Source organism: Rhodopila sp., from assembly GCF_965277825.1.
Classification (GTDB): domain Bacteria; phylum Pseudomonadota; class Alphaproteobacteria; order Acetobacterales; family Acetobacteraceae; genus Rhodopila.
In genome coordinates, this window is record NZ_OZ255846.1 from 3,737,431 (window position 1) to 3,763,479 (window position 26,049).

The 26,049-nt window shown below is 67.7% G+C and carries 20 protein-coding genes, 1 tRNA gene and 1 pseudogene; 15 read left to right on the top strand and 7 right to left on the bottom strand.

The annotated features are described in order from the left end of the window. Positions 1–228 precede the first annotated feature (228 nt). The 6 genes from ACQY4T_RS18305 to ACQY4T_RS18330 all read left to right on the top strand — a co-directional run bounded on the left by ACQY4T_RS18305 (position 229) and on the right by ACQY4T_RS18330 (position 5,820). The gene (locus ACQY4T_RS18305) at positions 229–942 is read left to right on the top strand and encodes a Crp/Fnr family transcriptional regulator (protein WP_428533651.1); all 714 of its coding nucleotides are present in this window, start codon (positions 229–231) and stop codon (positions 940–942) included. 88 nt (positions 943–1,030) lie between these two features. Then, entirely contained in the window at positions 1,031–1,315 is a 285-nt protein-coding gene (locus tag ACQY4T_RS18310; protein WP_428533653.1) for a hypothetical protein, read from the top strand. 149 nt (positions 1,316–1,464) lie between these two features. Next, complete coding sequence (locus tag ACQY4T_RS18315; RefSeq protein ID WP_428533655.1) at positions 1,465–3,990, top strand: helicase-related protein; 2,526 nt, start codon at positions 1,465–1,467, stop codon at positions 3,988–3,990. 68 nt (positions 3,991–4,058) lie between these two features. After that, positions 4,059–4,364 carry a hypothetical protein gene (locus tag ACQY4T_RS18320; protein ID WP_428533657.1) on the top strand — a complete coding sequence of 102 codons (306 nt, stop codon included), beginning with the start codon at positions 4,059–4,061 and terminating at the stop codon, positions 4,362–4,364. A gap of 45 nt (positions 4,365–4,409) precedes the next feature. Continuing rightward, a complete protein-coding gene (gene fdxA, locus ACQY4T_RS18325; protein ID WP_428533659.1) occupies positions 4,410–4,742 on the top strand; it encodes a ferredoxin FdxA in 333 nt (110 codons plus the stop codon). Positions 4,743–5,208: 466 nt separating this feature from the next. Continuing rightward, a complete protein-coding gene (locus ACQY4T_RS18330) occupies positions 5,209–5,820 on the top strand; it encodes a CarD family transcriptional regulator (RefSeq protein ID WP_428533661.1) in 612 nt (203 codons plus the stop codon). 249 nt (positions 5,821–6,069) lie between these two features. On the opposite strand, the gene ACQY4T_RS18335 is transcribed toward ACQY4T_RS18330, so the two are convergent. The 6 genes from ACQY4T_RS18335 to ACQY4T_RS18360 all read right to left on the bottom strand — a co-directional run bounded on the left by ACQY4T_RS18335 (position 6,070) and on the right by ACQY4T_RS18360 (position 12,625). After that, entirely contained in the window at positions 6,070–6,987 is a 918-nt protein-coding gene (locus tag ACQY4T_RS18335; protein WP_428533663.1) for a CheR family methyltransferase, read from the bottom strand. Then, on the bottom strand, positions 6,984–8,087 hold the full coding sequence (locus ACQY4T_RS18340; protein WP_428533665.1) for a protein-glutamate methylesterase/protein-glutamine glutaminase: 1,104 nt from the start codon (positions 8,085–8,087) through the stop codon (positions 6,984–6,986). Before ACQY4T_RS18340 ends, ACQY4T_RS18335 begins: the two co-directional genes overlap by 4 nt. Next, positions 8,084–8,452 (bottom strand): response regulator, encoded by a 369-nt coding sequence (locus ACQY4T_RS18345; RefSeq protein ID WP_428533667.1) that lies wholly within the window; start codon positions 8,450–8,452, stop codon positions 8,084–8,086. The genes ACQY4T_RS18340 and ACQY4T_RS18345 overlap by 4 nt, the downstream gene beginning before the upstream one ends. A 6-nt stretch (positions 8,453–8,458) precedes the next feature. Next, entirely contained in the window at positions 8,459–8,950 is a 492-nt protein-coding gene (locus tag ACQY4T_RS18350) for a chemotaxis protein CheW (RefSeq protein WP_428533669.1), read from the bottom strand. 47 nt (positions 8,951–8,997) lie between these two features. Next, entirely contained in the window at positions 8,998–11,769 is a 2,772-nt protein-coding gene (locus ACQY4T_RS18355) for a chemotaxis protein CheW (RefSeq protein WP_428533671.1), read from the bottom strand. A gap of 190 nt (positions 11,770–11,959) precedes the next feature. Further along, entirely contained in the window at positions 11,960–12,625 is a 666-nt protein-coding gene (locus ACQY4T_RS18360) for a histidine phosphotransferase family protein (protein ID WP_428533673.1), read from the bottom strand. Positions 12,626–13,010: 385 nt separating this feature from the next. Between ACQY4T_RS18360 and moaA the strand changes: the two genes are divergently transcribed. From moaA to ACQY4T_RS18395, 7 genes and pseudogenes are all read left to right on the top strand, one after another. Next, entirely contained in the window at positions 13,011–13,997 is a 987-nt protein-coding gene (moaA, locus tag ACQY4T_RS18365; protein ID WP_428542971.1) for a GTP 3',8-cyclase MoaA, read from the top strand. Positions 13,998–14,360: 363 nt separating this feature from the next. Continuing rightward, positions 14,361–16,286 (top strand): selenocysteine-specific translation elongation factor, encoded by a 1,926-nt coding sequence (selB, locus tag ACQY4T_RS18370; RefSeq protein WP_428533675.1) that lies wholly within the window; start codon positions 14,361–14,363, stop codon positions 16,284–16,286. 196 nt (positions 16,287–16,482) lie between these two features. Then, positions 16,483–18,060 (top strand): protein translocase subunit SecD, encoded by a 1,578-nt coding sequence (gene secD / locus ACQY4T_RS18375; protein WP_428533677.1) that lies wholly within the window; start codon positions 16,483–16,485, stop codon positions 18,058–18,060. A gap of 13 nt (positions 18,061–18,073) precedes the next feature. Next, positions 18,074–18,997: pseudogene (gene secF, locus ACQY4T_RS18380) on the top strand (protein translocase subunit SecF); the annotation flags it as partial. 280 nt (positions 18,998–19,277) lie between these two features. Further along, a complete protein-coding gene (gene glpX, locus ACQY4T_RS18385) occupies positions 19,278–20,273 on the top strand; it encodes a class II fructose-bisphosphatase (RefSeq protein ID WP_428533679.1) in 996 nt (331 codons plus the stop codon). Between the two features lie 67 nt (positions 20,274–20,340). Then, positions 20,341–22,122, top strand: coding sequence for a single-stranded-DNA-specific exonuclease RecJ (gene recJ / locus ACQY4T_RS18390; protein WP_428533681.1), 1,782 nt, complete (start codon positions 20,341–20,343; stop codon positions 22,120–22,122). Between the two features lie 89 nt (positions 22,123–22,211). Next, positions 22,212–22,287: transfer RNA gene (locus ACQY4T_RS18395), tRNA-Glu, on the top strand. A 329-nt stretch (positions 22,288–22,616) separates the two neighbouring features. Here ACQY4T_RS18395 and ACQY4T_RS18400 read toward each other — a convergent pair. Continuing rightward, positions 22,617–23,489, bottom strand: a complete 873-nt coding sequence (locus tag ACQY4T_RS18400) for a helix-turn-helix domain-containing protein (protein WP_428533683.1) — start codon at positions 23,487–23,489, stop codon at positions 22,617–22,619. 290 nt (positions 23,490–23,779) lie between these two features. On the opposite strand from ACQY4T_RS18400, the gene ACQY4T_RS18405 reads away from it, so the two are divergent. Further along, the gene (locus ACQY4T_RS18405) at positions 23,780–24,760 is read left to right on the top strand and encodes a glycosyl transferase family protein (protein ID WP_428533685.1); all 981 of its coding nucleotides are present in this window, start codon (positions 23,780–23,782) and stop codon (positions 24,758–24,760) included. A 331-nt stretch (positions 24,761–25,091) separates the two neighbouring features. Then, complete coding sequence (locus ACQY4T_RS18410; RefSeq protein ID WP_428533687.1) at positions 25,092–25,829, top strand: DUF899 domain-containing protein; 738 nt, start codon at positions 25,092–25,094, stop codon at positions 25,827–25,829. Positions 25,830–26,049: the final 220 nt, after the last annotated feature.

Below are 26,049 nucleotides of genomic sequence, written 5' to 3' on the forward strand. Positions count from 1 at the left end.
CAACGGTCGTGCCACCGGACTACAACTGCGCGAAAATCAGCGAGTCGGCAAGCCGGCGAAATACCGTTACACTACCGGGTGGAATTGTCGCGGCCGAGACGACCGATAGCTCGTTGGCGTCTTGTATTCGTCCGAACTGATAGCCACTAACATTTATAGCGTTCACTTGAGCTTCGGCTTTGCGCGCTTGAGAGATGTTTGTGCTCCCGCCGGTGAAGGGATGCACGCATGTCAAGCGCGGCGCCAATACAAACCACTCGTAATCGGTTGCTCGCGGCCCTGCCGCCACCCGATCTGGCGGCGGTGCTGCCCAAGATGCGTCGGGTCCAACTGACCGTGCGCGACAGTCTGATCGTGCCGGAAAAGCCGATCGAGGCGGTGTACTTTGTCGAAAGCGGATGGGTCTCGCTGGTGTCGACGCTGGAGGACGGCGCCCAGGCCGAGGTTGGGCTGGTCGGCCGCGAGGGGATGGTCGGCGCACCGCTCATCGTCGGCGTGGAAAGTGCCTTCGAGGAAGCGTTTGTGCAGGCCGATGGCTGCGGGCTGCAGATCCAAACCCGAGCCTTCAATGAGCTTTTGCAACAGACCCCGGCGTTGCAAACGCTGCTGTATCGCTACAGCGAAGCGATGCGGTCGCAGACCACCCAGACCGCGGCTTGCAATGGGCGCCACCCGCTGGAGCAGCGCCTCGCCCGGTGGCTGTTGATGGCGCACGATCGCGCCGATGGCGATGAGCTTCCGGTCACCCAGGAGTTCCTGGGGCTGATGCTGTGCGTCTATCGCCCGACGATCACCGTGGCGGCTGGCATCCTGCAACGCGCGGGGATCATCCGCTATTCCCGGGGCCATGTCGAAGTGCTGGATCGCGCTGCGCTGGAGGCGACGTCATGCGATTGCTACGGCACCGTCAAACGTCGATTTGATCACTTGCTTGGGGGGTAGGTTCGGCGAAATGTATGGTCTCGAACAGTCGTGAAGATTCCGCGGTCACACATTAAGCTGGTTGAACTTGCGCGGTGCGGAGCGAGGCATGGATAACGAGGAGCGGCACGCCGCGCTGATCCCGCAACACGTTGGTCGCCGGCAAGCAGCGGCGCACCGCTTCAGTCTCGGCCAGACGCTGGTGTTCACCCCGGGCGCGGAGTTCATGATTCGCATTCCGGCGCGCTGCACCGTTGCCCGGCTGTTGCCGAAAGAGGGCGCCGAATTTCAATATTACGTCCGCACCGAGCTTGATGGGCAGTTGCGTCGCGTCTGGGAGAGTCAGCTTGTCGCGTCCGCGATAGTCGGCGTGGGGACGGAACGGCCGGGCTGAGCGCCACGCAGAGACCGAGACGCTGATTGCGAAATTGACAGGTGGGCAGGCGGGTAGCCGGTCGGAGCTCGGCTCGGTGCCCGATCGCCAATGAAGCGGCGGCAGTTTCTTCGCTTGCATTCCGCGCCTCGGCATCCAAACATCGCATCATGATCGGCTTCGACTCCGGTTTCGCCGCTCGCGTCAAGGCCGTCCTGGGTCCGACCAACACCGGCAAGACGCATCTGGCCATCGAGCGGCTGCTGGCGCACTCGTCCGGAATTATCGGCTTCCCACTACGGTTGCTGGCGCGGGAGAACTACGACCGCATGGTGGCGATCAAGGGTGCGCGGCACGTCGCCCTGATCACCGGCGAGGAAAAGATCATCCCGCCCGAGGCGCGCTGGTTTTCCTGCACCGTCGAGGCGATGCCGCTGGATCGGCATGCCGAATTCGTCGCGGTGGATGAAATCCAGCTTTGCGCCGATCCCGACCGCGGCCACGTGTTCACCGACCGCCTGCTGCACGCGCGTGGCATGGTGGAGACCATGCTGCTGGGAGCCGAGACGATCGCGCCGCTGATCCGCCGTCTGGTGCCGTCGGCGCAGATCGAGACCCGGCCGCGGCTGTCGCAACTATCCTATGCCGGGCCGACCAAGCTGGTTCGGCTGCCGCCGCGGTCGGCCGTGGTGGCGTTCAGCGCGGCGGAGATCTACGCGCTGGCAGAGCTGATCCGGCGCCGCAAGGGCGGTTGCGCGGTGGTGATGGGGCGGCTGTCGCCGCGCACCCGCAACGCCCAGGTGGCGCTGTATCAGGCTCGCGAGGTGGATTTCCTGGTCGCCACCGATGCCATCGGCATGGGGCTGAACATGAACGTCGATCACGTCGCGTTCGCTGGGCTGGGCAAGTTCGACGGGCATCGGCCGCGCCGACTGACCGCGTCGGAGGTGGCTCAGATCGCCGGGCGGGCCGGGCGCGGCATGAAGGACGGCAGCTTTGGCACCACCACGGAATGTCCGCCGATCGGCGATGACATCGTAGCCGCGGTGGAGGCGCATAGCTTCGAGTCGCTGGACATGCTGTGCTGGCGCAACAGCGAGCTGGATTTCGCCTCGCTGGATGGGCTGATCGACAGTCTGAATGCGCCGCCGCCGCGGCCGGGGCTGGTGCGCGGCAATCAGGCGTCGGACCTGGAGACGCTGACAGCGTTGTCGCGCGATCCGGAAATCCGCGGGCTGGCGCAGGGGCGGCGGCGGATGCGGCTGCTGTGGGATGCCTGTCAGATTCCGGATTTCCGCAAGCTGGCCGATGATACCCATGCCCGTTTGTGCGCCCGGGTGTTCGGCCATGTCGCTTCCGACACGCATTTGCCGACCGATTGGCTGGCGGGCCAGATCGACGCGCTGGACCGAGCCGACGGCGATATCGACACCTTGATGCAGCGGCTGTCGGGGGTGCGGGTGTGGTCGTATATCGCGGCCCGCTCCGACTGGGTGAGCGACACCGCGCACTGGCAGGGGCGGACGCGCGAGGTGGAGGACAAGCTGTCCGACGCGCTGCACGAAAGCTTGACCAGCCGGTTCGTCGATCGCCGATCGGCGCATCTGATGCGGCGGCTGGAGGAGGCCGACGGCCAGGCACTGTTGTCCGCGGTGACGCCTCGGGGCGAGGTGGTGGTCGAGGGTCACAGTGTCGGGCACATCGAGGGCTTCGCGTTTGTGCCCGACCCGCTGGCGGTGGGGGATGAGAAAAAGCTGGTGCTGCGCGCCGCGCGCAGAGCGTTGCACGCGGAAATGCCGCGCCGGGTCGGGGCGTTGGTGGGGGCGGCGGATAGTGAATTTGGCTTGACCGCCGATCATCTGGTGACCTGGGACCGGGTGGCGGTGGCGCGGCTGGTCCGCGGCGCGGTGCCGCTGCGGCCTCGGGTGCAGGTGCTGGACAGCGAGTTCCTTGACGGCACGGCGCGGCAGCGGATCGGCGACCGGCTGGGCGTCTGGCTGGAGCGACAGATCCGCGGCGACCTCGGGCCGCTGTTCGCCGCCGAGGCGATGGCGCGCGACCACCCTGCCCTGCGCGGGCCGCTGCACCGGCTGATGGAGTCGCTGGGGCTGATCCCTGGGCTGGACGAGGCCACATTGGCGCCCGAGATACGGCCTCGGCTGCGGGCGCTGGGCGTGCGTTCGGGACGATTCGCCTTGTTCATGCCGGCGCTGATGAAACCGCGGGCGACGGCGATGCGGGCTCGGCTATGGGCGTTGCAGCAGGCGATTCCGCTGCCGACGCTGCCGCCGGGCGGGCTGGTCTGCCTGCCGCTGCACCAGCCGGACTGGCCGGACGGGTTTGCCGCCATGGCCGGCTGGATCGAGGCTGGGCCGGTGCGGCTGCGACTTGACATCGCGGAGAAGATCGTCGGCGAGCTTGGTTATCGCTGCCGGCGCGGGCCGGCGGCGCTGCCGTCGGGGCTGGCCTCGCGGTTTGCGATCAAGCCGGACATGCTGCCGGCAGTGCTGCGTCAACTTGGTTTTCGGGTGTTGCCAGCGGCTGGGCTGGGGGTGGAGCAGGTCGGGCCGCCGGCGCCGCCGATGCTGATGCCATTGCGGCGGCGGCGACCGGTGATCGAGGAGCCGGCGCCGGCGGCGGTCGTCGCCGGGCCGTTCGCCGCGCTGGCGGTATTGCGACGAGGAGGCGTGCGATAGGCGGCGGACGCGACACCGAAGATCTGGATTGGCAGCGGCTGGACAAGTGGCTGTGGTGCGCCCGGGTGATGCGTGCGCGCACCGACTGCGCGGTGCTGGTGAGCCGCGGGTCGATCCGGATCAATCGTCAGCCGACCGCCAAGCCGCATGCCAGGCTGCGCATCGGCGATGTGCTGACCATTCCGGTGCATGGCAGGGTGCGTGTGCTGCGCGTTGCCGGTCTGGCGGGGCGACGCGGTCCCCCCAGCGAGGCCAGCCGACTGTATCTCGACCTTGGCGATGGCGATGACGGCGGCGATGATGGCGGCGCGGTCGGCGATGTGTCAGCAACATCTTGCATCGGCGTGGATTCGTCGGCATATCGCGGGCCATGATTGTCGGCTTCGCGCCGCGCATTTCCCACATTCAGGGGTTGCCCAATGACCTACGTGGTCACCGAAAACTGCATTCGCTGCAAATTCATGGACTGTGTCGAAGTCTGCCCGGTGGATTGCTTCTATGTCGGCGAGAACATGCTGGTTATCCATCCGGACGAATGCATCGACTGCGGCGTGTGCGAGCCGGAATGTCCGGCCGAGGCGATCCTGCCCGACAGCGACGACAAGGTCGCCGACTGGGTGGAGACAAACCGCAAATACGCGTTGCTGTGGCCGAACATAACGCGCAAGGGCGCTCCGCCGGACGATGCCGACGACTGGAAGGACAAGCCCGGCAAGGGTGAGATGTTCTCGCCGGAGCCCGGCAAGGCGTGAGGACCGGCCGGCTCGCCGGCGTGGGAACTCGGCGGGTGGGCAATCGGCTGGTGGGCAATCGGCTGGTGTGCAATCGGCTGATGTGCAATCGGCTGATGGAGACTCGGCTTTAGTCGCTGACTTGGCGCGATTTTTGTGTTATGGTCCTGCATTGTTCCGGTGATTGACTAGCGTTGATTGGCATCGATCAGCGGTTCCGGGTCATCTTGGCGTCCCGAGGGGCGCGGAAATCGGGGTGACGATTGTCCCTCAAGGTGTCTGGCGGTCGGGCACACTGGCTGACCGGGCAAACCGGCCGGCGGCCCGACGACTGCACCCGATCCACGTGCGGGTCAGCAGCCACCGGTCGGCGGCGTGGATATGGAAAGACAAGAATTCAGGTCCGCGGTGACCTGTACCGACCCCTTCAGGGGCGGCGGCTGGGGCGAGCGGGACGGCGGGCAACAATATGGGTGAGCAACAAACAGTGGAACAACTCTCCAATCGGGTGATTGAGCAGCCTGCCGGCGCGGGTCAGGCGTCGGAAGCGCGGCATGTCGTGCGGCCGGCGCACAATGGACCAAATCTGACGCCTCGGGCGATCGCCAAGGCGGAGATCTTCGCCGAGGGGGATTACGTGGTGTATCCGACGCACGGCGTCGGCAGGGTGGAACGCATCGCCGTCGAGGAGATTGCCGGCCACCGGCTTGAGCTGATCCACATCACGTTCGAAGAGAACCGCATGACGCTGCGGGTGCCGGTGCCGAAGGCGCGGACCGCCGGGTTGCGCAAGCTGGCCACGCGCAAGCTGTTCGACGAGGCGATGACCATTTTGCGCGGCCGGGCTCGGGTCAAACGCACAATGTGGTCGCGTCGGGCGCAGGAGTATGAGGCGAAGATCAACTCCGGCGATCCGTTGGCGATCGCCGAAGTGGTGCGTGATCTGCACCGCAACGCCGGGCAGCCGGACCAGAGCTTTTCCGAGCGGCAGATCTATGAAGCCGCGATGGACCGGCTGGGCGCCGAGCTTGGCGCGTTGGACAAGACCGACAAGCAGGCGGCGATCATCAAGTTGACGGATTTTCTGAACGCTGCCTGATGGGCGGTGGCGAGGATCGGGTCCGGCCGAACCGTCTGTTCGGTGGTGGCGGCGGTGATCAGGCTGGGTGGAACCGTCTGTTCGGTGGCGGCGGTCTTCAGGCTGCGCGAAACCGTCTGTTCGGTGGCTGCGAGGCTCCGATTCGGCTGCCGCTTGATCGGTGGGGTCAGCCGACGATGCCCGGCGTCGTACTGGGAGGGTACGGTCAGCCTGCCTAAGCGGTGCGGTCAGCCTGCCTGGGCGGTGCGGTCAGCCTGCGGCAACCAACTGCGAGGCGGCGGACGCCGGGGCCGGCGACACCACGCCGTAGACGCCTCTTTCGTTGGGCAGCGCGGCGAAGCGGGCGGTGATGCCCAACACGGTCTCGGCCCCGCCGAGGTAGAGCAGCCCGTCCGGCGGCATCAGCCCGGCGATGGCTTCAAGCACCCGGGTTTTCGTCGGCTGATCGAAATAGATCAGCACGTTGCGGCAGAACACGATGTCGAACCGGCCCAGCGCGCGCAGGTCGGACAGCAGGTTGTATTCGCGAAACTGCGCCATGGCGCGGATCGCCTCGGCGATGCGCCAGTTGCTGTCTTCCTTGCGGAAGTAGCGCATCAGCATCTGCACCGGCAGGCCGCGCTGCACCTCGAATTGCGAGTAGAGACCCTCGCGCGCGCGGGTCAGTTGATCGCGGGCGATGTCGGTGCCGACGATCTCGACCTTGCGGCCGCCCAGCACGGCGCCCGATTCGGCCACGATCATCGCCAGCGAATAAGCCTCCTGACCGGAAGAGGCGGCCGCCGACCAGACCCGCAGCGGGGTGCCGGCCGGGCGAGCCGCGGCGAAGCGGGCGGCGGCCAGCCGCGGCAGCGCCTGGGTGCGGAAATGGGCGAAGGGCTTGTCGTCACGAAAGAAGAAGCTTTCGTTGGTAGTCATTGCCTCGACCACGTCGCGGGCCAGCGCATCGCTGCCGGGGCGCCGCAAACGTTCGGCCAGGGCATTCAGGTCGGCCAGCTTTTCGCGTTTGACGATGCCGGCCAGGCGGGTTTCCAGCAGATACAGCTTGTCGGTGCCGATGATCAGGCCGGAGCGGGTCTTCAGCAGGTTGGCCAGGGTGTCGAATGCGATAGGCAGCAGGGGGGCGATAGGCAGCAGGGGCGCGAAGGACGGCAGGGGCGCGGTCACGGACGTGTCCCTTTCAGCATTTCCAGCAGCTTGGGTGCGATCTTCGGCAGCGGCAGAACGGCGTGGCACAGGCCGGCGCGGGCGATGGCGCCGGGCATGCCCCAGACTACGCTGGTGGCCTCGTCCTGGCCGATGGCGGCGCCGCCGGCTTCGATCACCTTCGCGGTGCCGGCCAGTCCGTCGCGGCCCATGCCGGTCAGCATCGCCACCAGCACACGCCCGGCGCAAGCGGCGGCGGCGCTGCGCAGCATCGGATCGACCGAAGGGCGACAGAAGTTTTCCGCCGGGTCGCTGGTCAGGTGCGCGCGCAATCCGGCGCGGCCGCCTTCCACCAGCAAATGGCGGTCACCAGGGGCCAGGTAGATCCGTCCGGCGACCAGGGTTTCGCCGTCACGCGCCTCGGTGCAGGGCATCAGGCCCATGCGGTTCAGGTGGTCGGCCAGGATCGGGGTGAATGTCGCCGGCATGTGCTGGGTCATCACAACCGGAACGCTGACCGACCGGCCCAGCCCCTGCACCAGGTTGAACAGCGCCTGCGGGCCGCCGGTCGAGCTACCCACCGCCAACAGCACCGCGGGCAGCGCCGGGGCGGGGCGCAGGGTCAGTGGCGGCTGGGGCGCGACGGGCATCGTGGCCCGTCGGCGCAAGCGGCCCAGCCCCTTGACCTTCTCCAGCAACTCGCGCCGGAAGCCGTCGTCGTTGACGGTGCCGATGCTGGACGGTTTCGGCAGGTAGTCGGCGGCGCCCATGCGCAGCGCGCGCAGCGCGATGTCGGCGCCGCGCGTGGTCAGGGTCGAGGCCATGACGATGCGCAGTCCGGGATCGGCGCGCAGCAGCAACGGCAGCGCGGTCAGCCCGTCCATCACCGGCATCTCGATATCGAGCACCACGACATCGATCCGAGCGGCGCGGACCGCTTCCACGGCGAGTTGGCCGTTCTGCACCCGGGATGCGACGGTGATGGCGGGGTCGGATTCCAGGATGCGGGCGAGGGCCCCGCGAATCACCGCGGAATCGTCGCAGACCATCACCCTGATTGCCGCACCCGAGCTGGAAGCGGCGGTCGGGGGTCGCGCCAGATCGGTGGCGGATGCGATCACAGCAACCCCACCTGGGCGAGCTTGCCGGTCAGGATGTCCTCGTCGAACGGCTTCATGATGTATTCCTGGGCGCCGTTCAGCATCGCGGTTTCGATGTGGCCGATGTCATTTTCGGTGGTGCAGAACACCACGGCGGGGTTGTCCGGCCCGAACTCCTGGCGCAGCGCCCGCAGGAACGCCAGGCCATCCATCACCGGCATGTTCCAGTCCAGCAGGACGCAATCGGGCAGTTTCTCGCGGCAGGCGTTCAGTGCGACCTGTCCGTCGTTGGCCTCGATGACGGCGACGCCATTGGATTCCAGGATGCGGCGGGCGACTTTGCGCACAACGCGGCTGTCGTCGACCACCAGGCAGGTGCGCGTCATGTCGGATTATTCCCCGGTGGACAAAGCGAGCAGCCGGGACACGTCCAGCACCACCAGCAGCCGTCCGTCCAAGCGGAAGATGCCGGTGCTGAACTCGGCCCAGCACTTCTCCAGCGTCGGCGGGTTACGTTCGAACAACGACGCATCCAGGCTGAGCACTTCGGAGACCTGATCGACCAGCAGCGCGTAAAGTTCGCCGCCCTGTTCGGCGACCACCGACATGCGCGCCTGGCCGGCGGGCACCGGCGGCAGTCGCAGCCGGCGCCGCAGATCGATGGCGGTAACGATGCGACCGCGCAGGTTCAGGCTGCCGGCGATCTCTGGCGGTGCCAGCGGGATGCGGGTGATCACCTGCTCACCCAGAATATCACGCACCGCGAGCACCGGGACGCCGCAGAGCTGGTCGGCGACGGTGAGGGTAACCAGGACCTGGGTCTCCGGCGCCGATGCAGGGTTCGGGGCGGCGGTCGGCGGCCGGTCCAGCAAGTCGGTAGCCATGGCGGGTCCTTTCGTTGGCGAAGCGGCGAGGGTTCGATCCGGCGGGATCAGGCGGCGGCCAGCTCGGTCAGGCTGGCATGCAGTCCGGCGATCAGCGCCTCACGCTCAAATTTGGCGACATAGTCGGTGAACCCGGCCTCGCGTCCGATGCGCGCGCTTTCCAGGTCGGCGTGGGCGGTCATCGCCAGCAGCGGCAGTGCCGCCCAGGGGCCGCCGGCGCGGACCGCTCGGGCGAACTGCAGGCCGCCCATGCCGGGCATTTCGATGTCCGACACGATGGCATCGAACAGGCTGCCGGCGTCGCGCAGGCGCAGTGCCTCGGCCGCGCTGGCGACAGCGGTGACGCGGAAGCCGGCGGCGCCCAGCGTGGGAACCATCAACTGGCGGAAGAACTCGCTGTCATCGATCAGCAGGATGTGCTTCTGCTGCGTGGTGGCGCCTTGCCGGGGCACGCCGCGGAACCAGTCCTGCCAGGCCTGCATCAGCCAGTAGCCGGTATCCAGCACGTCGGTTGCCTGGCCGCCGATCACCGCGGTTCCCAGCAGTCCGGCGCGGGCGCCGGCGAGTTCGATATCGAGGCGATCGTCAACCACGTCGATGATCTCATCGACCATCAGGCCCATGATGCGATCGGCCTCGGCGAACACCAGCAGCGGTTGCGTCGGCTTCTGCTGATCGATGCCGGCGTCGATCGCGATCAGCGGCATCAGCTTGCCGCGATACTGGGTCACCGGCGCGCCGCACGAGAGCTCGATCTTCTCGCGCGGGATGTCTTCGAGGCGCGCCACCAGCCCCAGCGGAACGCCCATACGACGGTTGTCGCCGGCGCGGAACAGCAGCATCGCGGTCTTGTCGGACGAGCTGTGCGCGTCGATCCCGCCGGCGAGCCCCATCCTGGTCTCGGATCCGGCGCCGACGCCGCTGGCGCGGGCGATGCCGTTGGGGTCAAGGATCATGATCACCGACCCGTCGCCCAGGATGGTGTTGCCGCTGAACATGGTGACATGGCGCAGGATCGGCGCGACCGGCTTGACGACGATTTCCTCGGTATCGAACACCCGGTCGACGATGATGCCCATGGTGTGGGCGCCGACCTGGGCGACCACCACGTGAACCGCCGGTTCGGCGGTGTCTTCGATCCCCAGTGCCAGCAGTTCGGTGAGGCTGATCAGCGGCAGCAGCCGGTTGCGCAGCCGCAGCACCGGGGTGTCGTTGATCCGCTCGATCACGCTGTTGGCGGCGCCGTCGTTGCCGGCGGCGGCGGCATCGCGATGCGCCCGCACCAGTTCCACCACGGAAAGTTGCGGGATGGCGAAGCGTTCCTTGCCGGCTTCGACGATCAGAGCCGAGACGATGGCCAGGGTGAGCGGGATCTTGACGGTAAAGGTGGTGCCCTGGCCGGCGGTGCTTTTCAGTTCGATGGTGCCGCCGATCTTCTCGATATTGGTCTTCACCACGTCCATGCCGACGCCGCGGCCGGACACCGCCGAGACGGTGGCGGCGGTGGAGAAGCCGGCGCGGAAGATGAAGCGCTGGATCTGGCCGTCGGTCATCGCGGCAAGTTCGGCCTCGGTGGCGAGGCCGTTGGTCAGCGCCTTGGCGCGGATCCGATCGACCGCCAGGCCGCGTCCGTCGTCGGAGATTTCCATGATGATGTAGCCGCCTTCGTGGAAGGCGTTGAGTTCGATGGTGCCGGTCTCCGGCTTGCCGGCGGCGCGGCGTTCGGCGGGGGTTTCCAGGCCGTGATCGCCGCTGTTGCGGATCATGTGGGTGAGCGGGTCCTTGATCATCTCCAGCACCTGGCGATCAAGCTCGGTCTCGGCGCCCAGCATGCGCAGTTCGATTTTCTTGCCCATGTCGTGCGACAGGTCGCGCACCAGCCGGGGCAGCTTGTTCCAGGCATGGCCGATCGGCTGCATGCGGGTCTTCATCACGCCCTCCTGGAGGTCGGAGGTGATGTGGGACAGTCGCTGCAGCGGCACGGTGAAGTCGCTGTTTTCCTGGGTGCGGGCGAGTTGCAGAAGCTGGTTGCGAGTCAGCACCAGCTCGCTGACCAGGGTCATCAGGTCTTCCAGTACGTCGACGGTGACGCGGATGGTTTGCGCGCCCGCGGGGGCCGCTGCTTGTGCGCCGCCGGGGGCCACGACGGCTTGCACACTCGGTGTGGCGACGACGGGCTGCTCGCCGGCGGGCGGGATGACAGGCTGCGTGCCCCGGGCGGGCTCAGGTGGTCGAGCTCGCGGCTGCGCGGCAGCAATGACCGTCGGCGAATTGAAGTTGCCGGATTCGACGGCGGCTGCCTCGGGGCGGCCGGCTTGCGGGTCGGTGACGATCGGCGGCTGGAGCGCGGTCTCGGGCTGTGCGATGGCCGGCAATGCCAATTCGAATGCAAACGGGTCGATCGCTCGGTGGGCCGAAGCGGCGGGCGGCTTCGTCGCCTGCGCGCCGGATGCGGTAAGGTTCAGTTCGGCGATCAGATCGGCGTCGTCGCCGGGCGGTTCGGCGCCGGTGGCGCCCAGCGCGGCCACGATCGCCTTGATGCGGTCGATACCGGCCAGCACCTGGGTGACGATGTCGGGGGTGACCGCGAGGGTGTGGTCACGCAGCTTGCCAAGCACATTCTCGCCGGCATGGGCCACCCGCTCCAGCCGCGGCAAGCCCAGAAAGCCGCAGGTGCCCTTGATGGTGTGCACCAGCCGGAAGATGAACGACAGCGTTTCGGCATCATCGGGGGTGCGTTCCAACGTCAGCAGCGCGCCATCGAGCTCGGCCAGGCTTTCATTCGTTTCGGTCAAAAAATCGGCAAGCAGATCGTCCACGGCGGCCCCCTTGGCGAGCCCGTTACACTGAGCGCGTACACTGGGCGGGAGCACATCCTTGTCAGGACTTCGCAAACAAAAGGTAAATGGCGGCGGGTTTTTTCGCGTCGCGGGGCGATGTCGGACAGATGATCTTATTCAGGCGTTGAGTTGGGCACCGCGCGCTGGCCGCTCAGAGCGGATCGGCAATCTAGCCCCCCAGCCGAAGGATCGCCGGTCCATCGTTGGCGGTCGGAGACATTACGAGGGACAGTCGTATGCGGGCCGCGTGGGCCAGCAGCGCGGTCAGCGCCATCTGCAGGCTGCGCTGTTCGGTGAGCGCCGAGCGTGCCTCGGCCTCGTCGGCGAGGCAGACCGCGATGCCGGTCGGCCAGGCCGCGCTGGTCCCGGCGATCCTGATGAACAGGTCATCGGCCGAACCGGCGAGCATAATGGCGCCGCCGAACGGCAGGCTGTCGGCCGCCAGCAACAGCAGGTTCAACACGATGCGGCCGCTGTCAGCCGGAAACACGGTATCGGGATGCAACGCCGAGAGACCGACCCCGACCCGACCGGGCAGGCCGCCGACCAGCCGCTTGAGTTGCGCCAGCGACAGCGGTTCACCGTCCGGGCCGGCCTGCGGTCCCCAGGCGGCGCGCCGCAGCTCCAGCCGGGTGGTGAGTGCCTTCGCGGCGGCTGGCGCGGCGGTGTCGCGGTCCGGCTGGATCGGCACCGCGGCGGCCGGATCGCCGGGCATGGCCCCGCCAACCGTGACCGCGCGGCCGCCGTCCAGCAATCCCACCAGGCCACCGAGATCACGGCACAGATGCGCCGAGGTCAGCTCGATCAGGCGCAAGGCACCGTGGGTGCCGGACATGAGATTTCCCCGCGAGTCGCCGTTTGCGGCAGGATGACTGTCTTGGCGTCGGAAGTCGAGGCGATTTGAGCGCCGGCGGCCGGGAAATCGGGCAGGTCACCGCCGGTGCGTCCTGCTGCCCTGCCGTCCTTGCTGCCGCCTACCCTGCCTCCTCTCGTTCGCGTGTCCTCTGCGTGTCGTACGCGGGTCCTACCCCCGGGGGGGTTGAACCGGTGTCCGCGGCGGCGCAAATCATGGCAAACGTCATATTCGTCCAGCCCAGCACGCCGGGGCCCGACGGCCCGGGCCTGAATTGAATGCCATGAGGCAGCCCAACCAATGTCTGATTGCGATGCTTGACCCTGACCTCGACCCCAGCCTTGATGCACAACTTCACTCTTCTGGGATGATCGACCCGTTCGGACGGGCGATCACCTATCTGCGCGTCTCGGTCACCGACCGCTGCGATCTGCGCTGCGTGTATTGCATGTCGGAAAATATGACCTTTCTGCCGAAGCGCGATCTGCTGACGCTGGAGGAACTCGATCGGCTGTGCGCCGCATTCATCCGGCTGGGGACGACGAAGATTCGCATCACCGGCGGCGAGCCCCTGGTGCGACGCGACGTCATGCGGCTGTTCGGCAAGCTGGGCGAGCGGCTGGGTCACGGGCTCGACGAGGTGACGCTGACCAGCAACGGCTCGCAACTGGTGAAGCACGCCGAGACCCTGGCGGCGTCGGGCGTGAGGCGGATCAACGTGTCGCTGGATACGCTCGATCCGGTGCGGTTCGGCCAGATTACCCGCTGGGGCAAGATCGAGCAGACATTGGACGGGATTTTCGCCGCCAAGGCGGCCGGCCTGGCGGTGAAGATCAACGCCGTGGCGATGAAGGGCGTGAACGAGAGCGAATTCGATGCGCTGCTTGCCTGGTGCGGCGAGCACGGGTTCGACCTCTGTCTGATCGAGACCATGCCGATGGGCGACATCTCCGGTGACCGGACCGACCAGTACCTGCCGCTGTCGGTGGTGCGGGCGCGGCTGCGCAAGCGGTGGACGCTGCAGGATACCGACTACAAGACCGGCGGCCCGGCACGTTATTTCGATGTCAAGGAAACCGGCCGACGAATCGGCTTCATCACGCCGATGACGCATAATTTCTGCGAAAGCTGCAACCGCGTGCGCCTGACCTGCACGGGCACCTTGTTCATGTGCCTAGGGCAGGAGGATTCAGCCGATTTCCGCTCGCTGCTGCGGGCTGGGGTGTCGGACGATCAGTTGGAGGACGCGATTCGGGAGGCGATCTCGCGCAAACCGAAGGGACACGATTTCATCATCGACCGCCGTCACGACAAGCCATCGGTGGGCAGGCACATGAGCGTCACCGGCGGATAACCGCACCCAGCGCACTGGCTGGAGCCGCGCAACAAACCGGCGCGGTCAGGGTAATCGAATTTGGATGTTCTGTCGGCGCTCTTGGCTGGGTGCGTGACCAAGAGAAGCGGCGTGACCAAGAGAAGCGGCGTGGCCGAGAGAAGCGGCGTGACCAGAGAAGCGGTTTTGAACGGCTGATGCACGCCGATGTACGCAGATCGGGGTCAAGCTGAAAGCTAGGTGCAAGACCTTGCCTATCCTTTCCGCATCCGTGGTTCCGGCACCGTGTGTTTGGGTAAATGCCATTGCCTTGCGGGCGCGACCGCTTCGGCTTGACATCGAGGGCCTTGGCGCCCCGCTCCGTGCGGGCCAGGAACCCGCAGCATGATTATCGGCACCGCCGGACACGTCGACCATGGCAAGACGGCGCTGGTCAAAGCGCTGACCGGCGTCAATACTGATCGGCTGGCTGAAGAAAAGCGTCGCGGCATCAGCATCGATCTGGGCTACGCCTATGCCGGCGAGCTCGGCTTCATCGACGTTCCTGGGCATGAGAGGCTGATCCACACCATGCTGGCCGGGGCGAGCGGCATCGACACCGCGTTGCTGGTGGTGGCGCTGCCAGAGGGCATCCGCCCGCAGACCCGGGAGCATCTGCAGATCCTGTCGCTGCTGGGCATCGGCCAGGGCGTGGTGGCGCTGACCAAGTGCGATCTCGCGGCCGATCGCATCCAGGAAGTCGGCGCCGCGCTGCGGGCGCTGCTGGCCGGGACAGCGCTGGCGAAGGCGCCCGTGATCCCGGTCTCGGCGGTTTCCGGCCAAGGGGTGGACCGGCTGCGGGACGCGCTGCTGGCCTGTGCTCCGGCCGTGCGCAGCCTGGCGGGCTATCCCCGGCTGGCGGTGGATCGTGCGTTCACGCTGTCGGGCGCGGGACTGGTGGTGACCGGCACGCTGGTCTCGGGCCGCATAGCGGTGGATGATCGGTTGCTGCTGTCGCCGTCCGGGCTGGAGTTGCGGGTGCGCGGGCTGCATGCCCAGAACAAAGCCGCCGCCGAGGCTCGGGCGGGTCAGCGGGTGGCGCTGAACATCACCGGGGCGCGGCTGTCGAAAGAGGTGGTGACGCGCGGCGACTGGGTGCTGCATCCGGCGATCCATGCGCCGGTTGCCGCGGTGGATGCGCGGATCAGCCTGCTGGCGGACAATGTCAGGGCGTTGCGCCAGGATGCTCGGGTTCATCTGCATCTGGGCGCGGCGCATGTGATGGCGCGGGTCTCGCTGCTGGAGCGTGACCGGCTGGACCCGGCCGAGGCCGCGCTGGTCCGCCTGACCCTGCAACAGCCGATCGGGGCGCTTGCCGGGGACCGCATCGTGCTGCGCGATACCGGCGCGACCCGCACGATCGGCGGCGGGGTGGTAGTGGACCCGTTTCCGCCGCGGCGCGGACGGCGGATTCCGGCCCGGCTGGCGCAGTTGCGGGCGCTAGACGAGCCCGATTTGGTCAAGGCGCTTCGAGCCGCGCTGGCGGCCGCGCCGGGCTGGACCGAGGCGGCGCCGTTGCTGCGCGGGCGCAATGTGCGGGACGCCGATCGGGTGGCCCTGGTGGGGTCGGTGCCGGCGATCGATGCGGGTGGCCTGTTGCTATCGCCGGGGGCGGTGGAACGCCTGCGCGGCGCGGTGGTGGCGGCGCTGACGGCGGCGCATCGCGCGTCGCCGGAGTTGCCGGGGCTGCAGCCCGAACGGCTGCGTTTGTCGTTGAATGAGCGGCCGACGGCGGCGGGATTCACCGGCATCATGCAGCTATTGCTGCGTGACGGCACGATCGCCCAGGACGGGCCGTGGCTTCGCCTGCCGGGCCATCGCATCGCGTTGTCGGCGCAGGACGAGACGATATGGTCCGCCGCGCTGCCGCTGATCGCGGCGGAGCGGTTTCGCCCGCCCCGGGTGCGCGATCTGGCGACCGTACTGAGGCTGCCGGATGCGGCGGTGCGGGCGACGCTGAAGCGACTGGCGCGAATGGGCAGGCTGGTGGAGGTCGCCCCGGACCACTTCTTCCTGCGCCAGACGGTGGCCGAGATGGCTGCCGTGGCGGCTGACGCGGCTGCGGCCGACGGGACGCTGACCGCGGCGTCATTCCGCGACCGGTTGGATAACGGCCGCAAGGTGGCGATCCTGATCCTGGAATTCTTCGACAAAGCCGGGGTGACGGTGCGTTCGGGCGACGTGCGGCGGGTCAGGATCGACCGGCTGGGATTGTTTGGGGCGGCCGGCGATGACCGCACACTGGACAATGGTAGCGGGCGCGGCGCATAGCACCGTCGCCGGGAACCGGCGTATGGCACCGTCGCCGGGTAACCGGCGCGTAGCACAGTCGCCGGGAATCGGCGCATGGCACCGTCGCCGGGCAACCGGCGCATAGCACCGTAGCCGGGTAACCGGCGAATAGCACCGCCGCCGGCTGACCGGCGCCGAACCAACGGGATGATCCGGGAGCCCCACGCGTCAGACCATGATGTATTTCAGCCGTATGAAGACCACGCTCATTCTGGGCGTTTGTCTGCTGGGAATGCTGTTCGGGGTTCCCAACCTGTTTCCGGCTCCGGCCAACTGGCTGCCGTGGCGCACCGTTCACCTGGGGCTCGACCTGCGCGGCGGCAGCTATCTGCTGCTGGAGGTGGATATGGGCGCGGTGCTGAAGGAACGGCTGGACAGCCTGGCCGATGGGGTTCGCCAGGCGCTGCGCGGCGGGCAGATCTTCTATCAGACGCTGGAACCGCAGCAGGACCAGCACCGGGTATTGCTGCGGCTGCGTGACGCCAGCAAGACCGACGCCGCGGTGGCGGCGCTGAAGCCGCTGATCAGCCAGGATGGCCCGACCGGCCTGCCGGACATGGCGATCGGGTCCGACCCCAACGGCACGATCACGCTGACGCTGTCGGCGACGGCGCTGGCCGCCAGGGCGGCCGGCGCGGTGGACCAGTCGATCGAGATCGTGCGCCGCCGGATCGACGAAACCGGCGTGCTGGATCCGCAGATCACCCGCCAGGGTGAAAACCGCATCGTCGTGCAGCTCCCCGGCGTCGGTGATCCCGACCACATCAAGCGGCTGATCGGCAAGACCGCGCACATGACGTTCCGGCTGGTGGACGAGACCGCCAATGCGAACGCCGGCGGCCCGCCTCCGCCGGGTGACGACTTCCTACAGATGCAGGACCGGCCGAACGAGAAGATCGCGGTGCGCAAGCGGATCGACGTCGATGGCGCCGACCTGACGGATGCGCGCGCCGGAACCAGTCCGGAGACCGGTGAGTGGGTGGTGAATTTCACTTTCAACTCGGTGGGTGCGCGGCGCTTTGCCGATGTTAGCCGAGCCAATGTCAATCATCGGTTCGCGATCGTGTTGGACGACAAGGTGATCTCGGCGCCGGTGATCCGCGAGGCGATCACCGGGGGACGCGGTCAGATCAGCGGGTCGTTCAATGCGCAGTCGGCCAATGACCTGGCGGTGCTGCTGCGGGCAGGTGCGCTGCCGGCGCCGCTGACCGTGGTCGAGGAACGTTCGGTTGGTCCGGAGCTGGGCGCCGACAGCATCCGCGCCGGGGCGCTGTCGCTGGCCGCCGGGTTCGTGCTGGTGATCGCCTTCATGGCGGTGTTCTATGGGCTGTTCGGCTGGTTCGCCAACCTGGCGCTGGTGATCAACCTGTTGCTGATGCTGGGTATCATGTCGCTGCTGCAGGCCACCCTGACGTTGCCTGGCATGGCGGGCATCCTGCTGACCCTGGGCATGGCGGTGGATGCCAACATCCTGATCAACGAGCGCATCCGCGAGGAACAGAGGCTGGGCCGTCCGCCGCTGGCCGCTCTGGAGCACGGCTTCAAGCGCGCCTACGGCACGATCTTCGACAGCAATGCCACCGCGTTCCTGGCGCACGTCATGCTGTTCGTGTTCGGATCGGGACCGGTGCGCGGCTTCGCGGTGACGATTACGGTCGGCATCGCCACGTCACTGTTCACCGCCTGGATGCTGACCCGGCTTCTGGTGTCGCGCTGGTATGTCGCGACGCGGCCGAAGCTGCTGCCGGTGTAAGGGTTCTCTGCCGATGTTCATCAAACCCCGTTTTCGCCTGGTTCCCGACAACACGCGTATCCGGTTCATGCGCGGCCGCTACCTGGGGCTGATCGTTTCGGCGATCTTGTCCACTGCCTCGGTGATCATGTTCTTCTATCCGGGGCTCAACCTCGGCATCGACTTCTCGGGTGGGGTGGTGATGGAGGTGCGCACCCAGGGGCCGGCCGACTTCACCCAGATCCGAGCCGCACTGAGTGCCGAGCATGTTCCGGACCAGGGGGTGCAGCGGTTTGGCGATGCGTCGGAGGTGCTGATCCGGCTGGGTGCGCAGTCCTCCGAGCAGGGCACTCAGGCGGCGGCGGCGCGGGTGCGCGCGGCGCTGCAGAAGGGGGTTCCGGGGGCGACGGTGCAGCGGGTCGATGCGGTCGGTGCCAGCGTGTCGGCGGAGCTGTTCCGCAACGGCCTGCTGGCGCTGGGCATCAGCCTGCTGATGATCCTGGTGTATATCTGGTTTCGCTTCGAGTGGCAGTTTGCCGTCGGCGCGGTGGTCACGCTAGTGCTGGACATCACCAAGGCGGTCGGTTTCCTGGCGTTGACCCGCATCCAGTTCGACCTGGTGATGGTGGCGGCGATCCTGACGGTGCTGGGATACTCGACCAACGACAAGGTCGTCGTTTACGACCGGGTGCGGGAAAATCTGCGCAAGTACAAGTCGATGCCGCTGCGCGAGTTGATCGATCTGTCGATCAACGAGACGCTGAACCGGACTCTTGGCACGTCGATGACGGTGTTCCTGGCCAGCCTGCCGCTGGCGTTGTTCGGCGGCGAGTCGATCTCGGGGTTTGCCTGGGTGATGCTGTTCGGCATCGTCGTCGGCACGTCGTCGTCGATCTTCATCGCCGCACCGATCCTGCTGTTCCTGGGCGAGCATCGGCTGCGTCGGGAGGCGGCGGCGCCGCGGCCTGATCCGGCTGTTTCGGGGAAGGCCGCGGCACGGGTCGGCTCGGCGGTCGATGCGGGGCCGGCCAAGCCGGGGCCTGCCAAGCCGGGGCCCGCCAAGCCGGGGCCCGCCAAAGCTGGATCGTCGGCGTCTGGGCCTGGCAAAGCCGGACCGAGCAGGGCTGCATCGACCAAGGCGGCGACGGCGCCCAGGCGGTAAGGGCCGCCGCTGTATCGCGGCGTGGCCCGTGCTAGACTGAGGCCGACCCGAATCGCGCCCGACAGGAGCAAAGCCGATGGCCGACCACGACAAGCTTGCCACCGCGATGATGACCGACCGCAACCTGGCGCTGGAACTGATCCGGGTCACCGAGGCAGCGGCGATCGCGGCGTCGCGCTGGATCGGCCTCGGCAAGAAGAACGAGGCCGACGGCGCGGCGGTCGAGGCGATGCGCAAGGCGTTCGACGCGGTGGCGATCGACGGCACCGTGGTGATCGGCGAGGGTGAGATGGATGAAGCGCCGATGCTGTTCATCGGCGAGAAGGTCGGTGCCGGCGGCCCGCCGATGGACATCGCGGTCGATCCGCTGGAGGGCACCACCCTGACCGCCAAGGCCGGGCCGAACGCGATCGCCACGCTGGCGCTGGCCGAAAGCGGCAATTTCCTGCACGCACCCGACATCTACATGGACAAGATCGCCGTCGGCGGCGGCCTGCCGCCCGGGGTCGTCAACCTCGACGCCCCGGTGGCGCACAACCTGCGTGACCTGGCTCGGGCGAAACGCTGCGACGTCTCCGACCTGGTGGCCTGCATCCTGGATCGCGAGCGCCACCACGACCTGATCGCGCGTTGCCGGGAAGCCGGCGCCCGGGTGATGCTGATCAGCGACGGCGACGTTGCCGGGGTGATCGCCACCGCGATGCCGGATTCGCAGATCGATATCTACCTGGGCTCCGGCGGCGCGCCCGAGGGTGTGCTGGCAGCAGCGGCGCTGCGCTGCGTCGGCGGCCAGATGCAGGGCCGGCTGCTGTACGAATCGGACGACCAGATCGAGCGGGTCCGCGGCATGGGGCATGCCGATCCGAAGCGCTGCTTTTCCTGCGAGGAAATGGCCAAGGGCGATGTCATGTTCGCGGCCACTGGGGTGACCGGGGGGGCGATGTTGCGCGGCGTCAAACGCAGCCTGGGCGGTGCGATCACGCATTCCATGGTGATGCGCAGTCATTCCGGCACCGTTCGCTATATCGAGGCGCACCACAATTTCGTGCAGAAGACCTGGACGCCGACCTAGTGCGGCGGCGTCTTGCCGGCGGCGGCGTGACGCCCGCGACCGCCCTGCCCTTCCTGTTTGCTGGCGGATGCTGAGCGTGGCGAACGCGGTGCTTGGCGTCAGCAGCAGCCTGTCGGGGCGCCGCTGGTTGTGGCGCAGCGGCGAGGATCGGGTCGCCGCCGGCATCTCCCAGCGGCTGATCCTGCCCGAGATCGTCAGTCGGCTGCTGGCCGCCCGCGGTATCGGGATCGATGATGCCGCCGACTTCCTGGAACCGACGTTGCGGGTGCTGTTGCCCGATCCGTCGCTGGTCAGTGACATGGACATCGCCGCCGACCGGATCGCCGATGCGGTGCGCCGCGGCGAGACAGTCGCAGTGTATGGCGACTACGACGTTGATGGCGCGTGCAGCGCGGCACTGATGGTCGGCTTGCTGCGCGACCTGGGCTGTGACGTGCTGCACCACGTGCCGGACCGGATCAAGGAGGGCTACGGGCCGAACGCGCCGGCTTTGGCGTCGCTGGTCGCCCGCGGTGCCAGGCTGGTGGTCTGCGTCGATTGCGGCACCGCCGCCGGGGTGGCGCTGTCGGCCATCGCCGGGCAGGCCGAGGTGATCGTGTTGGACCACCACAAGGCCGAAGGGGCGCCGCCGCCGATCCTGGCGACGGTCAATCCGAACCGGATCGATTGCGCCTCGGGCCTGGGTCATCTCTGCGCCGCCGGGGTCGCGTTCCTGGCCGCGATCGCGACGGTGCGGGCACTGCGTCGCCTGGGCTTCTTCGCCGTTCGGGCCGAACCCGACCTGATTGGGTTGCTGGACCTGGTGGCGCTGGCCACGGTATGCGACGTGATGCCGCTGACCGGCGTCAACCGAGCGTTGGTCTGCCAGGGGCTCAAGGTGATGGCGCGTCGGTCGCGGCCGGGTATCGCCGCGCTGTTGCAGGTGACTCAGGCGCGTGATCGGTTGACCGCGGCGACCTGTGGCTACGCGCTGGGGCCGCGGATCAATGCCGGCGGGCGCATCAGCGAGGCCGATATGGGGTTGCGGCTGCTGCTGTGCCGGGATCCGATCGAGGCGATGGTTCTGGCTGAAAGGCTGGAAGCGGTGAACCGGATGCGCCAGGACGTCGAGGCCGGCATCATGCAGGCGGCGATGGCGGCGGCCGAGGCGCAGGTCGCGGCGGGCCGGGCGGTGGTGCTGGTGAGCGGCCAGGGCTGGCATCCCGGGGTGGTCGGGATCGTCGCCGGGCGGATCAAGCAGCGGTTCAACCGCCCGGCCTGCGTCGCCGGGTTCAGCGACGGGCTGGGGCGCGGGTCCGGCCGGTCGATCGCCGGCATTGATCTGGGGGCGGCGATGATCGCTGCGCGTCAAGCGGGGTTGCTGGTCACCGGCGGCGGGCACGCCATGGCGGCCGGATTTTCCGTGCTGGCGGATCGGTTGGCGGCGTTGCATGGGTTCCTGGACGAACGGCTGTCGGCCGCGTCCGCCATGCCGAGCGCCGCCGACCTGGTGGTCGAGGGCACGCTGGCGGTGCCTGGCGCCACGGCCGAACTGGCGGCCCAGTTGGAACGCCTGGCGCCGTTCGGGGCCGGCAATGAGGAACCCGTTTTGGTGCTGCATCGCGCTCGGGTGGCGCGGGCCGACCGGGTTGGGCGTGAGGCCAATACGATCCGCGCCTTCGTGCAGGGCGAGGCTGACGGGCTGCGTCTGAAGGCGATGATGTTCCGAGCCGGGGACGGCGCGGTGGCCGAGGCGTTGCTGACGCGCGACGGTGGCGTGCCGTTGCACCTGGCAGGGCACCTGCGGGCTGAGGAATGGAACGGTTCGGCCGCTGCGTGTTTTGTTGTTGTGGATGCGGCGCCGGCGTGAGCCGCGGGGCGGGCAACGGCGCTTGACCGGGGGGAGTGGGTCCGCTACCCAGCGGCGGCATAGCGGTTGCCGCTGATTGCGCTGGCCTTGTCCCGTTCGTCTAGAGGCCCAGGACACCGCCCTTTCACGGCGGTAACACGGGTTCGAATCCCGTACGGGACGCCAGGGAAATTAATTACTGAGCGGTTGACCAAATTACCATGTTAGCTACGCTCGTCCATCTACGGGGCTAGCACGCATCTACAGCGCTGGCACGGACCCGACCGCCACCTGACGAACGCGATAGGTCGGACACGGCCAATCTTCGTCATTCGGCCGAACACGCGGGTTCAAACCTCGATGAGCCGGGAATCTAGCGGCCGACACCCGGAACTACGCTTGGGTGGCGGCAGGATCCGCCTTTAGGTCCGCTTTCGGTTGAACACCAAGCGGCGTCCGATACACGTGCAGGATGGCTGGTCCGTGGTCGGGCTGCTTGAGGCCGACAACCCCCCTCAGGGCAACAGGACGGCCAGATCGGCCTGGACGGTGCTGGTGTCGCGGCGGGGGCCGGCGTGGGCGGCCAGACGGCGCATGGTTTCGCCGGTTTCGGCGTTGGCCGGCAGGAATGCCTCGATCGCCAGTTCGGAGACGGTGATATCGATCGGGGTGCCGAACAGCGTGGTGGTGCTGAAGAAGGACAGCACGCCGTCGATGGTGGCCAGCCGGAACGGGATCGCGATCATGCCGCTGTCATCGGCCGGCGGCGGCCCGGCGTCGGGTGGGCATGGATAGTCGCGCAGCTCCTCCAGCAGTTCGCTGAGCACGGCATCGCCGGTGGTGTCGATCTGGCGGCGCAGCCGAGCGATCACATGGGCGCGCCACTGCGCCAGATTGACGATCCGGTTGGCCAGGCCGCCCGGGTGCAGCGAGAGCCGCAGCACGTTGACTGGCGGACGCAGCAAGGTCTGGTCGGCGCCGCTGACCAGGTGCGCCACCGCTCGGTTGGCCGCCAGCATGATCCAGTGCCGGTCCACCGCGAGGGCGGGGTTGGGGTCGTGCGCGCCGAGTACGAGTTCGACGTTGCGACGGATCAGGCCGAGTGCCGGCTCATCGAAGCCACGTTCCTGAAACGAAGGCGCGAAGCCGGCGGCGCCCAGCATGACGTTGCGGTCTCGCAGCGGTACCTCGAGGCAGGCGGCGAGGTGCAGCAGCATCTGCCGGCTCGGCTTGGAGCGGCCGGTTTCCAGGAAGCTGAGATGCTTGGTGGAGATGTCGGCGTCGCAGGCAAGGTCGAGTTGGCTCATGCGGCGTCTGCGGCGCCAGACGCGCAGCAGGTCACCGAGCGAGGGTTTGGCGGCCGAACGAGCGGATCGGTCTGTGATCAACCTGGCGAGGTCCTTGTTGGTGCGGGCTGGGTTGGTGCGGGCTGGGTTTGTGCGGGCTGGGTTGTGCGGGCTGTCGGGGGATGGCTTCGATGCGGTTTTCGGCGTGTTGGTGACTGAATACGCTGGCGCGGTCTCGATAAAGTCACAGACTCGTGAATTCTGCGTCCGGCGGCGTCAATTCGTGCCGTGCTGGCATGGTTATTTCCGGTGGCGCCGCATCGGGGTCGTTGCCATCTGGCTGTCTGTTGTCTGGCGCCGATTTGGGGCGCCTTGGTGGAAGGTTGATCGCTTTGTCGTCCGAAGCTCAATTCGCCGGTTTTATCGCCACGCTGGGACGCGGGCCGGGCCGGTCGCGGGCGCTGACGCGGGACGAGGCGCGGACCGCGTTCGGCATGATCCTGCGCGGCGAGGCTGATCCGCACCAGGTGGGTGCGTTGCTGATGTTGCTGCGGTTTCGCGGCGAGGACGCCGAGGAGATCACCGGCCTGGGGCAGGCGGTGCGGGCCGATATGGCGCCGGCCCCGGACGGTCTGGCGGTCGAGCTCGACTGGCCGTCCTATGGTGCCGGGCGGACCCGGGGGGCGCCGTGGTTCGTGTTATCGGCGCTGGCGTTAGCGCGGGCCGGGGTCACGGTACTGATGCATGGGTCGAACGAATTCTCGTCCGCCATCACGGTCGAGGATGGGCTAGCGGCGATCGGCCTAGCGCCGGCGGCCGATATGGCGTCAGCCGCGGCGGCGTTGCGGGATGGAGGGTTCGCCTATCTGCCGTTGCGGGCGCTGTGTCCGGCGATGCAGCGGCTGCTGGATATGCGCCGGCTGTTCGGGCTGCGGTCTCCGGTCAATACCGCGGCGCGGCTGCTCAACCCGGCGGACGCGCTGTTCGGGGTCGATGGGGTGTTCCATCCGCCGTATATCGACGTCCATCTGGGGGTGGCGGAGCGGATGGGGCGGCGCCGGCTGCTGGTGCTGAAGGGTGGCGGCGGGGAGGCCGAGCGGGTGCCGCTGAAGCCGGGTTCGGCGACGCTGTGGGATCGCGAGCAGGGTCGGCGGGAGTTGGCGCTGCCGGCGGTCGAGGGGTTGCGGGCGCATCCGGTGGCGACCGACACGCCGGCCGGGCTGGCGGCGGTGTGGAACGGTGAGGCGACGCCGGAGACGCCGCTGGCCACCATTCAGGCGACCATCGCGCTGGCATTGCTGGCGACCGGACGGACCGATGATCCGGCGGCGGCGATGCGCGATGGCGCAACGATCTGGGCAGCGCGAGGTTGACGGGCGTGGCTTCGATGCGCGGGCTCGCGCACCCACCGGGTTCGTTGCCGGTGGTCGGCGCGGCCCGGACCAACGATTGACCGCCCAGATGCGCAGCCTGATCTTTGCCCGCGCCGGCCCGGCGATCGCGCCCAAGCGGTAAGACGAACAATTAATCGCGTCACACTGGTCACTCCCGCCGTTCGGCGGTCCAGTGGCAAACCTATGGCATGACCAACAGCGGGCGATCGGTAATAAACGCTCTCGCGTTTTAGTTGAAAGGGACGAGAGATCGCTCGCGATGACCACGGTCACATCGCCCGGGACGGGCTGGAAAGGAGGACAGCACGCCATGAAAACGCCACCGATTGTCTCGCCGCAGGAGTGGGATGCCGCGCGCGAGCAGCTTCTGGTCAAGGAGAAGGCGCTGACCCGCGCCCGCGACGCATTGACCGCCGAACGGCGGCGGATGCCGTGGGCCGCGGTGGACAAGGCTTATGTGTTCGAGGGACCGGAGGGCAAAGCGAGCTTGCTCGACCTGTTCGCGGGGCGCCGTCAGTTGATCATCTACCGCGCGTTTTTCGAACCCGGCGTGTTCGGCTGGCCCGAGGTTGGCTGCCGGGGCTGTTCCTTTGGGGCCGATCAGGTCGGCAACCTGGCGCACCTGAAGGCGCGCGACACGACGCTTGCCTATGCCTCGCGGGCACCGCAGGGCGACATTGCAAGGGTGAAGGCGCGGATGGGTTGGGCGATGCCCTGGTATACCATAACCGACCGCTTCGACGCCGACTTCGGGGTGGATGAATGGCACGGCCACAATGCGTTCATCCGCGACGGCGGGCGGATATTCCGTAGTTACTTCATCAACGGCCGCGGCGACGAGGCGATGGGCACCACCTGGAGCTACCTCGATATGACGGCGCTCGGGCGCCAGGAGACATGGGAAGACTCGCCCGAGGGCTATCCCCAGAGTCAACCGTACAAGTGGTGGAACTGGCACGACAATTACGTCGCCAACGCCGCGCCCGATCCGACATGGGTCGAGGTGTCGGACGCCGGAGAGGCGGCCTTCCGCAAGCGCGATGGCTGATCCGATGAGACCCGGCGTCGCTCACGCGGATTTTTGAGCGAACCAGGTCCGGCAATCAGGGGGAACGTTGATCATGGCAGCCAGCAATCTGTCTCCGCCCATGGTCGTATCGAAGAAGGAATGGATCGGTTTGATGACCACAGCAGCCGGCTGAGCAAGGACGGACTTCGGGATTCCCGACGTGACGATCGCGACCCTCGCCCCGCGGCCGCGCAGTAGC